This is a genomic window from Paenibacillus sp. FSL H7-0737 (genome assembly GCF_000758545.1).
In the GTDB taxonomy this organism is placed as follows: domain Bacteria; phylum Bacillota; class Bacilli; order Paenibacillales; family Paenibacillaceae; genus Paenibacillus_AQ.
Genome location: NZ_CP009279.1, coordinates 4,871,764 through 4,887,886, shown reverse-complemented (window position 1 = coordinate 4,887,886; position 16,123 = coordinate 4,871,764). Strand labels below are relative to the sequence as shown.

General features: G+C 43.7%; 12 protein-coding genes. 9 read left to right on the top strand and 3 right to left on the bottom strand.

Going from position 1 to position 16,123, the window contains the following annotated elements; genetic code table 11:
* The first annotated feature begins 3 nt into the window (after positions 1-3).
* A complete protein-coding gene (locus tag H70737_RS21490) occupies positions 4-966 on the top strand; it encodes a carbohydrate ABC transporter permease (protein WP_231573325.1) in 963 nt (320 codons plus the stop codon).
* Between the two features lie 93 nt (positions 967-1,059).
* Entirely contained in the window at positions 1,060-2,658 is a 1,599-nt protein-coding gene (locus tag H70737_RS21485; protein ID WP_042190512.1) for an ABC transporter substrate-binding protein, read from the top strand.
* 82 nt (positions 2,659-2,740) lie between these two features.
* Here the strand turns inward: H70737_RS21485 and H70737_RS21480 are convergent, their stop codons facing one another.
* The 3 genes from H70737_RS21480 to H70737_RS21470 are packed head-to-tail and all read right to left on the bottom strand — an operon-like array spanning position 2,741 to position 7,067.
* On the bottom strand, positions 2,741-4,018 hold the full coding sequence (locus tag H70737_RS21480) for an ABC transporter substrate-binding protein (protein ID WP_197071239.1): 1,278 nt from the start codon (positions 4,016-4,018) through the stop codon (positions 2,741-2,743).
* Between the two features lie 23 nt (positions 4,019-4,041).
* Entirely contained in the window at positions 4,042-5,286 is a 1,245-nt protein-coding gene (locus H70737_RS21475) for a response regulator (RefSeq protein WP_042190510.1), read from the bottom strand.
* A gap of 11 nt (positions 5,287-5,297) precedes the next feature.
* Complete coding sequence (locus tag H70737_RS21470; protein ID WP_042190508.1) at positions 5,298-7,067, bottom strand: sensor histidine kinase; 1,770 nt, start codon at positions 7,065-7,067, stop codon at positions 5,298-5,300.
* A 351-nt stretch (positions 7,068-7,418) separates the two neighbouring features.
* Between H70737_RS21470 and H70737_RS21465 the strand changes: the two genes are divergently transcribed.
* The 7 genes from H70737_RS21465 to H70737_RS21435 all read left to right on the top strand — a co-directional run bounded on the left by H70737_RS21465 (position 7,419) and on the right by H70737_RS21435 (position 16,118).
* Complete coding sequence (locus tag H70737_RS21465; protein ID WP_042190505.1) at positions 7,419-9,671, top strand: copper amine oxidase N-terminal domain-containing protein; 2,253 nt, start codon at positions 7,419-7,421, stop codon at positions 9,669-9,671.
* Between the two features lie 228 nt (positions 9,672-9,899).
* Positions 9,900-10,361, top strand: a complete 462-nt coding sequence (locus H70737_RS21460) for a Fur family transcriptional regulator (protein ID WP_042190503.1) — start codon at positions 9,900-9,902, stop codon at positions 10,359-10,361.
* A 2-nt stretch (positions 10,362-10,363) separates the two neighbouring features.
* A complete protein-coding gene (gene yidD / locus H70737_RS21455; protein ID WP_042190501.1) occupies positions 10,364-10,627 on the top strand; it encodes a membrane protein insertion efficiency factor YidD in 264 nt (87 codons plus the stop codon).
* Between the two features lie 350 nt (positions 10,628-10,977).
* A complete protein-coding gene (metG, locus tag H70737_RS21450) occupies positions 10,978-12,990 on the top strand; it encodes a methionine--tRNA ligase (RefSeq protein ID WP_042190499.1) in 2,013 nt (670 codons plus the stop codon).
* Between the two features lie 211 nt (positions 12,991-13,201).
* Complete coding sequence (locus tag H70737_RS21445; RefSeq protein WP_042190497.1) at positions 13,202-14,200, top strand: metal ABC transporter solute-binding protein, Zn/Mn family; 999 nt, start codon at positions 13,202-13,204, stop codon at positions 14,198-14,200.
* Positions 14,201-14,234: 34 nt separating this feature from the next.
* Complete coding sequence (locus tag H70737_RS21440) at positions 14,235-14,984, top strand: metal ABC transporter ATP-binding protein (protein ID WP_042190495.1); 750 nt, start codon at positions 14,235-14,237, stop codon at positions 14,982-14,984.
* A gap of 330 nt (positions 14,985-15,314) precedes the next feature.
* Positions 15,315-16,118 (top strand): metal ABC transporter permease, encoded by an 804-nt coding sequence (locus H70737_RS21435; RefSeq protein ID WP_042194307.1) that lies wholly within the window; start codon positions 15,315-15,317, stop codon positions 16,116-16,118.
* Positions 16,119-16,123: the final 5 nt, after the last annotated feature.

The window sequence follows — 16,123 nt, the reverse complement described above, 5'->3', positions numbered from 1 at the left end:
GTGTTGAGCCAGACAGAAACTGCAATCGGGCCGTCGGGTCGTACAGGAAAGAGAGCTAAACGGCAAAGACAACCCAATGAAATTTCTAATATCTCCAATTTGTTAATTAATATATTCTTCTGGATCTATACGGCGATTTGTGTGGTCCCACTGATCCTCGTGATTATCGTATCGTTCTCAGATGAACAATCGGTTGTGCAGCACGGCTACAGCTTTTTCCCGAACAAGTGGGATATCTCGTCATATGAATTTCTGTTAAAAGATTATTGGCAAATCATAGATGCGGCTGCCGTTTCCTTATTTGTGACGGTGGTTGGAACGATTCTGAGTCTCGTAATTATGGCAATGTATGCCTATCCTATCTCGCGTGGGGATTTTCCACATCGTAATTTCTTTTCGTTCTTTATGTTTTTTACACTTTTGTTTAATGGAGGCTTAGTGCCCTGGTATCTAGTTTATACTCAAATGATGCATTTGAAAGATACGCTATGGATTCTGATTATGCCACTGCTGGTTTCAGCATTCTTTGTCATCATTTTACGAACCTTTTTTGCAAACACAATCCCGCCGGCACTAGTTGAGTCTGCTAAAATCGACGGGGCACCGGAGTTTCGGATCTTCGTTCAAATCATTCTGCCTTTGTCGTTACCGGTGCTAGCTACAGTGGGATTATTTCAAACCTTGGCGTATTGGAATGACTGGTATCTAAGCTTGATCTTTATTTCACCCGAAGGGCATGTCAATCTGCAGTATCTAATGTATAAGACGATGTTGAACGTTCAGTTCCTGACTGCAAGCCCTCAAGCGATGGCTGCCTTAGCTGCACAAGGTGTAGAAATCAATCTGCCGACAGAGACAGTAAGAATGGCAATGGCTGTTATTGGGATCGGCCCTATCGTATTCGTTTACTCCTTCTTCCAAAAGTATTTTATCAAAGGACTTACCGTTGGTGCTGTTAAAGGCTAATGAGGATTGGAATGGCTTAATTCGGCGTTCCATGCAAGTGTGTGAACGTCCGATTCAGCATATATAAATATTTTGAGGGAGGTTATGTTGTACATGAAGGCTATTCGAACAAGCACACTTTTAACGCTGATGCTTATCGTAGTACTCAGTCTTAGCTTAGCTGGATGCGGAGGGAATAACGGGAATAATGAAGGAGCCTCACCAGCGCCAAGTGAAAATGCAACCGCTACCAATGCTGCGGCAACAGATGAGCCCGCTGCAGATCCTACAGCTGAACCGGAGAAGAAATTAGATCCTTATACTGTTAAGTTAATCTATGTCGGTGCCGTTCAAAAGGATGAGCAGGTTGTAGAAGACGCTATCAATAAGCTTCTGGAACCTAAAATTAACGCCAAATTGGATATCGCACCGATCGACTGGGGTCCATGGGACAATGATGTTAATCTGAAGATTGCCAGTCAGGAGAAATTCGATATTATTTTTACAGCCCAATGGAAAAATTATGTAACGAATTCAGCTAAAGGTGCTTACCTCCCACTTAATGATGATAACGGCAAGTACGGTAACCTATTGAACGAATATGGCCAAGGGATTCTTAAAAATCTCGACCCGCAATTCTTAAAAGGTTCTGCGATCAATGGTGTGAATTATGCTGTTCCTACGAATAAGGAGCTAGCAGCACAAGGCGGGATCGTTTATCGCTCCGATATTGCTGATGAACTGGGTATTGATATGTCGAATGTAAAGACCATTCAAGATTTGGATGCCGTGCTCAAAGTCGTAAAGGAGAAGAGACCTGACCTAACTCCACTGTACTTCAAGCAAGGAGAGACCTTTAACTCCCAGTACATGGCGCAGTATGATACGCTTGGTGATGCTTCAATTCCGGGCGTTCTGCTTAAGGATTCATCGGATACTAAAATTCAATCCATGATTGAACTGGACCGTTACAAAGAAATCATCAAGCTTACTCGTGAATATATGAAGAAAGGTTATATTAACAAAGATGCGGCCGTGGCTACAAATTCTACACAAGATGCAATGAAGGCCGGTAATGTCTTTATGACAGTACAATCACTTAAACCTGGTAAAGATAGTGAATTGGCTAATGCTACAGGTTTGGTCGGAAAACTGAAACAAATTGCTTTTAACGAACCGACGATTTCTACTAGTGATGCAGCAGGATCAATGTTAGCGATCTCCGCTTCCTCGGGTGATCCAGCTCGTGCCATGATGGTATTAGATCTTTTGCACACGGATAAAGAAATCAATAATCTGCTCGTATTTGGTGTAAAAGGTGTCCATTATGATGTCGTTAGCGGTGATACGATTAAAGCTACAGAGAAAACGGGTGACTATAATACCGCTGCTGCCTGGATGCTTGGAAGCCAATTCCTGAATCCTGTATGGGAAAGTGAAGCTCCAGACAAATGGGAGCAATTCAAGGCCTTCAACTCCAAAGGTAAAGCTTCCGTTGCGCTCGGTTTTAACTTCGACGCATCCTCTATGAAGACTGAAATGGCAGCTTGTAAAGCTGTTATGGATGAATATGACATCAGTTTGGATACGGGTTCTGTTGATCCCGATACCGTATTGACTAAGTACGCCGACAAGCTGAAGAAAGCCGGACTTGATAAGATTATTGCAGAGAAACAAAAACAACTAGATGCTTTCTTGGCTGCTCAAAAATAAATACTTTAAATGAAACTAAAAGGCTATCCCCGGCATGATTAATGCGCTGGGGATAGCCTTTATTGTACGCTTGGTGAATAGGTTAGCGGAAAGAAGTATCTATTTTTTGCACTACCTGAATGGCAAGTGACCAAGCCTGCTCGGGATCTAGCTTACCTTGCTCGGCTTTGGTTAAATACTCGAGCATATTTGTTTCTACATCGGCGTGGTGCGGACCGTAGTAGGTGGGAACTACTTCTTGTGCTGCTGTAGAGAGGACACGTCCAACCTCAGAATTAGGAAAATAGGGATCAGACAGGTTATGGATCTCGGGATCGTCATAAATTTCGGGCGTGGAGGGAAATGCCCCTTCTGACTTAAATGAAATTAGCTGTTGTGCAGGCTCGGTTAACCATCTGATAAGCGCGAATGACTCCTCTGGATGACTGCCTGTTCTAGGTAAGGTAAGGACGGAACCACCTCGATTAGCGCTATTTCCTGGGATGGTCGTTACATTCCATAATCCGCTGGCTGTTGGAGCACTACTCTTGATATGATCAATCATCCAAGCCGGACAGAGCATCACTGCAAAGTCGCCGTTTAGCAGACCTGCGCCCCAGCGCTGTGTATCTACAGCAATACCTGCGGATAAATTCAGCTTCAGAGCTTGAATTGCAAAGTCCCAAGCCCCTTTTACTGCTGGATTATTTCCTATGATCAGCTCTTGGGAAGTGGGGCTGTAATATTGAAGCTTGGACTGACGCAGAAGGGTTAGATAAAGATTCTCTAAGTCATTGACAAAGGCTTTGCCTGTTGCCTCATGGACTCTAGTGCCGGCCTTGAGGAATTGGTCCCAAGTTTGGATTCGCTTTGCTACTTCTTCAGGTTTGGTAGGGAGTCCAGATAACGCGAAGATGTCAGTCCGATACAACATAGCGTAGGGACCAATATCAGTCGGTAATCCGAAGATAAAATCATTACCGAGCACCTCCTGCCATTTCCAACTCAGAAATTGATTCTTTAGATCATTCGCTCCAAATGTTGTTAGATTATAAAAATAATCGGGAAACTGCTTGAAACGATCCAAATAGCTAATATCAATGGCCGCCACATCAGGGGAACTATATCCTGCTGCGAATGAAGTTTGCAGCTTGGCGGGAAGCTGCGTGGAGGTTGAGGTCTGAATATGGATTTCTAGCTCGGGATGCTGCAATTGATACTCTGCTATAAGCGGCTCAAGACCTGATCCAGCCGTAAGCCAGATGTTCAGCTGGATCGGGTCTTGAAGGTCGATATCTTCCTTAGAAGGAGAGATCTGGCAACCGCTTGTATGAAGCAGCAATCCAAAGCTTAACAGGATAGTCAACAACTTAGCTTTCACATGCAAGAGAACACACCTCGTCTTTATTTGTTGTGCTTCTGAAATTCCTGAGGAGTCATACCCATGTATTTCTTGAATATGAGGCTGAAGTACGCAGGATCTTTAAAGCCAACTAATTCGCTAACCTCGTAAACTTTGAGCGTAACATTATTTAGCAGTTCTATCGCTTTTTGAATACGAAGCTTGGTAAGAAAACTAGAGAAGCATTCTCCTACATCGTCTTTGAACAGACGACCCAGATAGGTTGGATTCATGTATAATTCATCTGCAATCATTTTGAGAGAGAGGTTCTCTTGGAGTCGCGAATTCATAGCCTCAATCATCATAGAGATTACCCTGCGTGTAGCCTTCACCTGTAGTTGTTCCGTAAGCTGTGGAGAAGCTGAGCACATGGATACATCACTATAATAGATCACGGGTCGGGTACTATCCTTTTTGAGCTGTTGGCATGCCTGCAGGCTCTCATGATAAGCTGTTGCGAGGGCTCCAAGATCATAGTGAGGGTTGGAGATACCCGCGCTGAAAGGCGATTTCAAGAGGCTAGACAGCTTAATCATCATTTCCTGAGTTAGCGCCTCATCGATTCTTTCGGATTGTTCATCGGGATAAAACAACATGATTATCGCTTCTTGCTCCTCTTGAATGCCGACAACATTAGCGTAAAGCGAAAAACACTCTTCTAATATATTGATTACGGCTGCATACATCGCTTGTTCAGACCAGTACTGTGGCATAACATCACCTAGGTGATTTACAGTAATGATGACAAAAGAATGAAAGGGAGGTATGAGCTGTTCTTCAAAGTAGGGTAATGGAATGCCATAAAGTAGATCAGAAAGGCGTTTCTCCCGAAGATTCTTTTCTCGCAGCTGCGAGACTTGCCTGTGTTGCTTCTTCAATTCCAGACGTTGATACACACTTGTTACGACTTCGAGGATATTTTCAACTGAATTTGGCTTGACCAGATATTCTCGTACACCGTACCTTATGGCTTGGCTGGCATAGGAGAAATCCTGATAACCAGTGAGCAGTATCGTCTCGGTGTCAGGGTAACATTCATGGATATGCTTAGAAAGCTCGAGTCCATCCATGCCAGGCATACGTATGTCTGATATTACAAGGTCAATTGCCTGCTCTTTTAACAGTTGTATCGCTTCTAATCCGTTCTCTACTGAACCAATGATGCTAAAATTATGGTTCGCACTTCCCAGCATTTCTGACAGGGATCGTCGGACAAAACTTTCGTCGTCAACAATTAACACTTTCATCACTTCGCCCCCTACCCTTGATCGAACTGTAATGGAACAGTGACTTTTACGAGTAAGCCTCCGAGCTCGCTGGTTGATAAATGAAGGCCAAATCCATGTCCATAGATTAGTTCTATACGATGATTCAGATTGGAGAGACCGATACCCGTGTGGAGCAGCTTCTCCGGATTAACCTCGCCGCTGATTAAGGCCTCTTCCATTCTTGCCTCGCTCATGCCTTCTCCGTTATCTTCTACTGTTAGCACAAGTGAGTTGCCTTCACTATAGGCCCGAATACGTATAAGCCATACTTCGCGTAGTGTAGGTTCAAGTCCATGCGTGATAGCATTCTCTACAAGGGGCTGAAGGGTTAGCTTCATAAGCTGCCTATTCATGACCTCAGGATTCACGTGCAGATCAACCTGTAGTTTGTCCTCGTAGCGTAGTTTTTGCAGGTAAATGAACCTTTCTAGTTGTTGTAAATCCTCATCAACCGTAACAAATTCCGATCCACGATCAATGCTGTATCGAAGCAAATCGCTTAGTGCAATAACCATCTGTGACTCTTCTCGCATATGTTTATTAGCCAGTGACCAATAGATGGTGTTCAATGTATTGTAAAGAAAATGAGGGCGAAACTGTGCTTTAAGAGCTACGATCTGAGCTTGTTTTTCACTGATTTGTTTGCTTGAGAGGTCAGCAATCGTATGGTCTAGGTTTTGAAGCATGGAGTTATAGCTTGAGTATAGGATAGCCATTTCTTTATTCATGGTTGTTTTTACAAACGGTAGCGTGGTTCCGCGTTCAACGTTGCTTAGCTTGGTTGCGAGATTACGAAGCGGCTTAGACAGTGTCCACGAGAAAAAGAAGGTAAATAATAACGCTGCGGCCATCCCGAGCAGGCCAATTAAAATAATATTTCTGCGAATGCCATTTAAATCTTTAACAGCTTCTTTAGAATCAATGTAAGCAAAAATGCTCCACTCGCTGTAGGGGGAATAAGCGTAGGATACGAACATATTGCGGGAGTTTATGGTATTTGGGATGATTCGTGCTTTATGATTACTGAATTGACTTAGAATTCTATCATCCATATACAGACCTATCTCATCTGGATCGGTGGAATAAACAATGGTGTTGAAGGAATCAACAATTTGAATTTTCTCATTCTTACCAAGATGAAATTGGCTGACAGCGTTATGGATAACCTCCACAGGAAGGACGAGAAATAGGGTTCCTAGCCGATTTAAATCATTCCAATCATTAATTTGCCTAGCTCCCATGACCACTGGGATCGTGCCGTTCTGCCATACATCTACACCAAACCAGAGCATACGGCCGTTATTCTGGGCTATAGCTGGAAACCAATAGGCGCCGCGGATTTCTCTCTCGCTGTCCCAGATTACTTTTAAGGAGCTGCTATTGGTATATACCTGATTATCTGAAAGTCCGAGCAGCTTGAACTGGATGTCATAATTGATGGAACGTGTCTGTTGATCGATGTAGCGGGTGATATCCATAGCGTCAGTAGGAGGTGTGCGGGATTCTGCTAAGTCTCCTAGTGTTTCTTGAATCAAGGGACTGAACATGATCGTAGAAGAGAGTTTGTCGTTATCTTGAAGGATAGCGTCCATTTTACCTTGAAGTTGTTTGACGGACTCCAGAATATATTGGTTCGACCGGTTAAGAACGGCTTGGGATGACGATCGGTAGGACAAAAAAATCGTAAAGGCTACGATAGTGAAAATGATCAGTGAGAAACCCATGATTAATTGAACGAGGATGGAGATTTTCTTGGACATGTCATCACCCGCATGAAAAGATATTCTTCCATACATTGTAACAAAAGCAAATGAAAGCGAATATACCTTGCCGTAAAATACACATATTTATATGGATAATCTCATATTTTTCGGGTAGCGGATGAAGGGTTATTTTTGCTTGTTTTAATACTGGGTTAATCTTTCTTTACTTTAAAATGAAACTTTTTGCGGTCGGATGCGTCTAATACTATGTTTTGTTATAACGAACGTGGCAAAAAGCAATTCTTCCGCTCCGCTGAGAGCGGTTGCGTTTTTGCGGGGAATATAAGAGGAGTATGAAAAAGACAGAGACCTACTTATATTTACAAATAGGAGCAGAGGAGTCATATCATGGATTTGAAGAAATTAACGTTAGTTGCTGTTTTGGCCATATCTCAGGCCGCCTCGGCAGTGCCGGCTTTTGCTGAATCTGTCAATAGTACCTCAGGTAATACCAATGCAGTAGGAGCAGCTGCCACATCTGCGACGGATGTAATGCCAGAAGCTACTGACCCATTACCGCCAATGCCAACTGAGGTACCAGGGGGAGTCGTATCACCTACACCAACTCCAACTCCAATCCCTGGGGCAACAGCTGAACCGACGACAACAACTGAACCGACAACAACATCCGAACCTACAGCAACAACTGCACCAACGGCTACACCACTCCCAAGTGCAACACCTGAAACCACTACACAACCTACACCAACGGATGGTGTTCGTGCTGCAGCTAGTAATCAGCTTGTACTTATGATGAACAGCAACAAAATGTACCAAAACGGCGTTGAGTATTTGGCTAATCAGCCAATGGCCGTGAAGAATGGCGTCTCATACGTTTCGATCCGAGCTATGGTAGAACGCGTAGGTGTGAAATACATTTACGATTATAAAACGAAAGAGACCATTGTTACCAAAGGAAGCGACGTAATGCGCTTTAAAACGGACAGTAAGATCTATTCCGTTAATGGTAAAAATGTGACGATGAAAGGTCCAGCTTACCAAACTAATGGTACATTCATGGTTCCTTTGACGTCCATCACCGGGGCATTAGGCATTCCTTATACCGTTGATAATGTGCAAAAACGAGTAATTCTTACGTTGAACACGAAGCCAAAAGCTTCTTTTACAGTTCCAACTGAAATTTATGCTGGTGATCCTGTGAATTTTGTAACTTCCAGCTCTTCACCGAATGGTACGGCCATTGTCGATGAACGCTGGGAAGGAAATAAGCAAGATATCTATGATACACCAGGATTTTATGTAGTATCCTATTCCGTTATGGATGCGAATGGACAGTGGAGTGATCCTTACTCTGTGACCATCAACGTACTAAAACCAAATACACCGCCAGTCGCTAATTTCACGACAGACAAAGATTCTTACAAGATGGGTGAAATGATCACTTATTCGGATCTAAGCAGCGACCCAGACGGTGATCCAATTGAAGTGACTTGGACGAACAAAGCAGAAGCTTTCTTTACACCAGGTCCAGCAACAGTCGCTATTCAAGTCAAAGATTCACATGGCGCAATCAGCACTTTTGAGAAAACCATTAATATTTCAGATGAAATCTTGTACAGTAAAGAAGATTTCTATAGATTATTCGGTGCTCCGGGTAGCGTATTTAACATCGACGGATCGATGGTTCCAACTTGGCAGAAGGTAGCCTATAATCTTTCTTCTGAGCCATATAACCTTATTCGCAGTAATAGTCCAGAAACAGTGAATACGGAAGGAATCACATATAAAGAAACATCATTCGGCGGAACTCGCTTCTTGGTCCACCATAAGAATAATATGAATATTAAAACGAAGGTGTATGTGATTGCTAAGAATAACAATCTGTACCCTACGACAATTACAACAGAGTATGTAGGCTTTGGCGGTCCAAGTTCATTTCCAGAAGGCACTGGTAAAATGTCTGTGGAACGTTACTGGAAGTCTATGATTACTAGGGAACATTATAAGACAACGGTCCTTCAACCAGGAGAAAGCGTCTCGATTCTTACGGATCTAAACAAAATTGCAATGAAACCAGGCGAGATTGTATCCCTCCAAGCGGATTTGTTTAGCGATTATCCTATTGAATATAATGTCATGATGATCGAAGCGAATAAAGATCCTCTAACTACACTTCCTACACTTCCAATATTGGATCGTGATGGGGTGCATAACCGAGGAACTTATGCTGATTCTACACGCATCATCACGGTTACCGACGAAGTAGGAACAACTCCTGCGAGACTTCTTCTCGGTGACAATTCGAGTGATTTGAATTTGACCGGTGTAGACCCAATGAATGGTACTGAAGCATCCAATGCAGGTAACTTTGGTGTGTTATACAAAATCAAATTCGACCGTGTTGCACCTAATTCATTGATTACGTTTAATCCACGTGGCGGTAATTACATGGGACCAGTTATGGTTAATGGTCAAATCGTACAAATGCCGAATTCAGGAAGTCTCTCTAGTGCTGATATGAACAGTGTGATTTATCGTACTGGCGATTATGGCGGCTCCGTGGAGATTTTGTTCACAGCAGCTTCTGGTAGTAACTTGCCGGTGAATTTCCTGGTTACACCGCTGCCAGCGAAGAAATAACAAAATAGGTCCATCCTTTAAGTTATTTGGGATTCACCTGAAATAAAAGTCCGGCTGAATATTCCGCAAAGGAATACTCAGCTGGACTTTTTGTATTTAAATGTATGATTTTACTCTGATGAACGCTCATGCACTTGGTTGTTTCATTGACGGGGCATTTATTTTGGGGCATTATTAAGAGAGTGAAGCATAAATGAAATGAACTGAAATGTAATGGGAGATGAGCGTATGCTGTCGACAGAACAAATATTAGAGGTCATGTCGGGGCAAGGTCTGCGAATCACCGACCAACGCAAAACGCTTGCCAAGTTATTCGGCGAGAATAAGGGTTATTTGTCAGCGAAGGATGTCTATGAGCATATGGGCCGCAAGTATAGCGGACTTAGCTTTGATACCGTGTACCGCAATCTGCGTGTAATGGAAGAGCTTGGTGTACTTGAACAAATCGTCTTTGAAGACGGCGTGAAATTCAAGGGAAGCTGCAATCATCAGGATCACCATCATCATATGATCTGCCTTCAATGCGAGAAAACCTACCCGATTAATTTCTGCCCGATGAATTTAACGGATACACCTGATCAATTCCGGGTAGTCAAGCATAAATTTGAGGTGTTCGGTTATTGCAAGGAATGTGAAGAGAACCGGGAAGAAGAACTAGTCGCAGCAGCTAATCGTAAAAAAGGGGTCTAAGGATGGCTACCCTTCGTAGAACGATTCAGGCTCCCATTCGGGTGTACCGCAAGTACATTTCCCCGATTAAGCCTGCCACTTGTCGCTTCTATCCAACCTGCTCTGCCTATGCACTAGAAGCTATTGAAGTCCATGGTCCACTTAAAGGTTCATGGCTTGCTGCCAAGCGGATTGCTAGATGCCATCCCTTCAATCCAGGGGGACTTGATCCGGTTCCGCCTCTTGAGGAACACCCTACGAAGAAGGATTCTGCTCGCGCGACTTGACACGAGCCCTTGCCATTGGGTATATTCACAGGTAATAGTATGAATTCCGAGGAACGGATGAGTAAATCGGTACGCCCATTACAGAGAGCCGGAACGAGCTGAAAGCCGGTATGGAGCGTTTGATTGAATATGGTCCGGGAGGAACTGTGTTCGAGCGGGAACTGCAATTGAGGTTCACGTAAGATAACGGCGTGTTCCAGCGTTAATGGACAGTTCCCGAGAGGGAACTGGCGAAGCCTGATCTCTGTGAAGAGACAGGAAATTTGGGTGGTATCGCGTGAGTTATACTCTCGCCCCATTAAAGGGGCGGGAGTTTTTTGTCTTTTTATGAAAGAAAGGATGATTAATCAATGAGCGAAAAGAAAACTTTTTACTTAACTACACCTATCTACTATCCGAGTGATAAGCTGCATATCGGACATGCTTATTCTACCGTAGCTGGAGATGCAATGGCCCGCTACAAACGTCTACGAGGCTATGATGTAAGGTATCTTACAGGTACAGACGAGCATGGTCAAAAGATTGAACGGAAGGCAGAGGAAGCAGGCAAAACCCCTCAGCAGTTCGTTGATGACATCGTTGTTGGCATTAAGGAATTATGGCGCAAGCTAGACATCTCCAATGATGACTTTATCCGCACAACGGAAGAACGTCATAAGAAGGTAGTTCAGGATATTTTTGATCGACTGCTCAAGCAAGGTGACATCTATAAAGGCGAATATGAAGGCTGGTACAGTATTCCGGATGAAACCTTCTATACAGAAACACAATTGGTCGATATCGTTCGAGATGACAATGGCGTAATCATTGGTGCAAAAAGCCCTGATAGCGGTCATCCGGTTGAACTTGTGAAGGAAGCGAGTTATTTCTTCCGGATGAGTAAATATGCAGATCGATTGCTGCAATTTTATGAGGAGAATCCGGAGTTTATTTTGCCGGAATCCCGTAAAAACGAAATGATTAACAACTTTATCAAGCCTGGTCTGGAGGATCTTGCGGTTTCCCGTACGACTTTCGATTGGGGTGTTAAGGTTAAAGGCGATGAAAAGCATGTAGTGTACGTATGGATCGATGCATTGACAAATTACATTACTGCTTTGGGTTACGGTTCCGAGGATCGCTGTTTGTACGATAATTTCTGGCCTGCTGATGTGCATATTGTCGGCAAAGAAATCGTCCGTTTCCATACGATTTACTGGCCAATCATTCTAATGGCGCTGGGTGAGCCTCTTCCAAAAAAGGTATTTGCTCATGGCTGGCTGCTCATGAAGGATGGCAAAATGTCAAAATCCAAAGGGAACGTAGTAGATCCAGTTACATTAATTGATCGTTACGGCCTGGATGCACTTCGTTATTACCTGCTACGGGAAGTACCGTTTGGTTCGGATGGTACATTCACACCGGAAAGCTTTGTAGATCGGGTTAACTATGATCTTGCTAATGACCTTGGTAACCTGTTGAACCGGACAGGTGCGATGGTAGAGAAGTATTTCGGTGGAGAGCTTCCAGCGTATGAAGGAAATGTAACAGCATTTGATGGTGAGCTTCAAGCTGCGGCAGAGAATACTTATGCCAAAGTAGAAGAAGCGATGGAAAAAATGGAGTTCTCCGTAGCGCTAACAGCGATCGGGATCTTTATCAGCCGCACCAATAAATATATTGATGAGACACAGCCTTGGGTGCTTGCTAAGGATGAGAGCAGAACAGCTGAGTTGGCTTCCGTAATGAGACATCTTGTGGAAGGTCTTCGCACCGCTTCCATTCTACTGCAGCCGTTCTTGACGCAAACCCCAGCGAAGATTTGGGAACAGCTTGGCATCGAAGTTGGTGAATTAACGACATGGGACAGCGGCAAGACCTTTGGTCTGATTCCGGCAGGAACAAAGCTGGTGAAAGGCAATCCAATCTTCCCTCGTCTGGATGTGGAGCAAGAAGTAGCTTATATCGCCGAAGCCATGGGCGCTGGTAAACCGGCTGCTGAAGCGACCGAAGCAGCACCTGCGGCTCCTGTGGTATCCGAGCCTGAGGAAGAGCATAAAGAAGAGATCGGCATCGACGATTTCGCCAAGGCTGAGCTTCGGGTAGCTCAGGTCATTGCAGCTGAGCCTGTGAAGAAAGCCGACAAGCTGCTGAAGCTGCAGCTGGATCTAGGTTATGAGCAGCGTCAAGTCGTTTCTGGTATCGCGAAGTTTTACACACCGGAAGAGCTGGTAGGCCAAAAAGTGATTTGTATTGTGAACCTGAAGCCAGTGAAACTGCGCGGAGAATTGTCCCAAGGGATGATTTTAGCGGCTTCTAAAGGTGACCAGTTAACCATCGCCACAGTTCCAGATAGCATGCCAAATGGAGCTATTGTGAAGTAAGATTCGTTATGTAGAATCTATATATGTAATTGTTATATAAGAAAGGGAATGCTCCTTCAGCCAGCTAGGCTGTGGGAACATTCCTTTTTTCAACGTATAAGAAGGGATAACATTCAGAATCATCTTATTAGGATTTATTGTTGACTTATCGTAATGATTACTATTATACTTCTAATAGTAAAGATTACGATTTGAGAGGGAGATCAATTTAATGGTTGCTATGAAGTCACGAATAAGTCTGCTTATACTTGCATTGGTGCTTGTATTTACACTCACTGCATGTGGACCTAAGAGCAGTGGAAGTATAGTTGAAGGGAAAGTAAATGTTGTAACTACTTTTTATCCTATTTATGAGTTTACTCGGGAAATTGGTGGAGATGATATAAATGCCATTAATCTTCTTCCGGTTGGTGTAGAGCCGCATGATTGGACACCACGCAGTCAGGATATTGTCAATACCTCCAAAGCGCAACTATTCTTGTACAATGGAGCAGGGCTTGAGGGATGGGTTCCTAATTTTCTAAAAGGACTTGATAGTAGCAGTAAAGTGGAAGCTGTTGAAGTAAGTAAAGGTGTTAATTTAATAATGACCGATGAAGATGACGGACATGATCATGGGGGAAGCGGCGAAGAGGATCATCACGAAGATGATGCTGATCATAATAGCCATTCTTCTGAGGATAGCCTTCATACAGACCCACATACCTGGGTAAGTCCAAAATCAGCGATCATCATGGCGCGCAATATAAAAGAAAGCCTTCAATCTGTGGACCCTGAGCATAAAGATGGTTATGAAGAGCGTTACAATAAGCTTGCTGAACGTTTACAGGCTTTGGATAGTAAATTTGAACAGGAGCTTACCAAGCTGCCTAACCACAAAATTGTAGTTTCGCACCAAGCTTTTGCCTATCTTGCCCGTGACTATAAGCTTGAGCAGCATGCGATTATGGGATTATCCCCAGACGCTGAGCCGCGTGGACAGGATTTAGTAAACCTGGCGAAGATGGTTAAAGAGGAGAAGATTCAATACATCTTTTTTGAAGAGCTTGTCTCCGATAAACTGGCTAAGACGTTAGCGGCTGAAGCTGGTGTGTCTACTATGGTTCTTAATCCGGTAGAGGGTCTTACTGCGGAGCAAGAAAAGAACGGGGATAACTACTTCACCTTGATGGAGAAAAATTTGCAAAATCTGATTATGGCTTTACAATAAAAAGGAAAGTATAAGGAAAAGGCGGTGCTAAAGCATGCAATCGGTATCCTTGGACTGCCATCAGCATATCATCGATATACAGGATCTTTCTTTTTCATATGGTGAACAGAAGGTGATCTCGAATCTTAACTATAGTGTAAGAGAACGAGACTTCCTTGGTATCATTGGTTCTAATGGCGCTGGTAAAACAACACTGATGAAGATGATCGTCGGTTTGCTACCGGCAAGCAGTGGTGAAATCAAACTATTTGGAACGCCTGTCCGCAAGTTTAAAGACTGGGAACGGATAGGTTATGTTCCACAAAAGAACGCCTTCAACCCGCTGTTTCCAGCAACGGTGCGTGAAGTAGTGCTATCTGGTTTGTACAACAACAAGAATCTTATACGAAGAGTATCTAAGGCTCAGCATCGTCAGTGCGAAGATGCACTAGAAGTGATGCGGATACAGGATATTGCGGAGAAAAGAGTAGGCCAGCTGTCGGGCGGCCAGCAGCAGCGTGTATTTCTAGCACGTGCGTTGATCAACCATCCGGATCTGCTGATTTTGGATGAGCCTACAGTCGGTATTGATGCTGAATCACAAGCAGGATTCTTTGAATTAATTACACATATGCATGCCCATCATCATATGACATTCCTAATGGTGTCGCATGATATTGACATGATTAAGAATTACTTAGGGAATGAACCTGTGCAAACGAACGGTAAGATTAACTTTTTCTCCCGTCATTCTCATGATTTGCAGAATTGTACAGAGGAGAACCTGCAGCACACGCTCTCTTAGGTCATAGTTAAACTCTGGTAGTAAAAGGGAACACTCGATTATTGGGGGCGTACATAGAGCGTGGGAGCAGGGATTCCCTCATCTTTAATCCTTTCCGTATACTAAATACCGCGACGCTGTAAGCGTGCCCCGTTAGGGGCGAAAGCGATCTTTCCCCGATTGATCTAAGTTCAGTAACCCCACCTCCTATGCCAGTTGCACTTGACGGGTGTCCAGAGGGCAGAGCCCTTGGGGCCCTTCCTTAGGAGGGAGGGTTTGGGAGGAATCGAAAAAAGATTTTAATAAAAGCTTTTAAAAATGTTTCAATTGTTCTACGGAGGAGAGTTAAAGTTGGAAATTCTATTTAGCGATTTTTTTCAGCGAGCGCTTGCGGGCGGTCTTCTGATAGGCATTACAGCGCCGCTTATAGGCGTTTTTCTTGTGCTCAGACGTTTATCAATGATTGGGGATACGCTGGCTCATGTTACGATTGCCGGTGTGGCACTTGGTTTTTTGACAGGATTTTACCCGCTGGGAGCAGGTCTTATTTTTGCAGTGGTGGCTTCCTTCGCTATAGAGAAGCTGCGCAAGGCTTATAAGAGTTATGCAGAGCTCTCGATAGCCATAATTATGTCGGGCGGAGTGGCTTTAGCCTCACTCTTTTTCACTTTAGGAAAAGGTTATAATGCAGATGTAATGAGTTACTTGTTCGGTAGCATTTATACGTTAGACAATACCGATTTAATCGTAGTAGGGATCGTAACGATAGCAGTTGTAGTAGTAGTATCTCTGTTTTTTAAGGAGTTCTTCTTACTTAGCTTTGAAGAGGATGCTGCGAGTGTCAGCGGACTCCCAGTGAAGCTGCTTAACATGTTGATTACCATTCTGACGGCGCTTGTAATCAGTACTGCGATTAAAATTGTTGGATCTTTGCTAGTATCAGCTCTACTGACCATTCCTGTGGCCATCAGCTTATTGTTATCTCGAAGCTTTAAATCCTCAGTCATTCTATCCGTCATCATTTCGGAAATTGCTGTTGTAGGCGGATTAGTGGTTGCAGGAGTTTGGAATCTGGCCCCTGGTGCAACCATTGTGCTTTTACTCATATCACTATTAGTGTTGACTTTGATCGGTAAAAAGGGTTTGCCAGCATAAACAGC

Coding starts and splice junctions, on each gene's coding strand:
- H70737_RS21465 (WP_042190505.1), top strand. CDS start 7,419: ATGGATTTGAAGAAATTAACGTTAGTTGCTGTTTTGGCCATATCTCAG.
- H70737_RS21445 (WP_042190497.1), top strand. CDS start 13,202: ATGGTTGCTATGAAGTCACGAATAAGTCTGCTTATACTTGCATTGGTG.
- H70737_RS21475 (WP_042190510.1), bottom strand. CDS start 5,286: ATGAAAGTGTTAATTGTTGACGACGAAAGTTTTGTCCGACGATCCCTG.
- H70737_RS21485 (WP_042190512.1), top strand. CDS start 1,060: ATGAAGGCTATTCGAACAAGCACACTTTTAACGCTGATGCTTATCGTA.
- metG (WP_042190499.1), top strand. CDS start 10,978: ATGAGCGAAAAGAAAACTTTTTACTTAACTACACCTATCTACTATCCG.
- H70737_RS21470 (WP_042190508.1), bottom strand. CDS start 7,067: ATGTCCAAGAAAATCTCCATCCTCGTTCAATTAATCATGGGTTTCTCA.
- yidD (WP_042190501.1), top strand. CDS start 10,364: ATGGCTACCCTTCGTAGAACGATTCAGGCTCCCATTCGGGTGTACCGC.
- H70737_RS21440 (WP_042190495.1), top strand. CDS start 14,235: ATGCAATCGGTATCCTTGGACTGCCATCAGCATATCATCGATATACAG.
- H70737_RS21460 (WP_042190503.1), top strand. CDS start 9,900: ATGCTGTCGACAGAACAAATATTAGAGGTCATGTCGGGGCAAGGTCTG.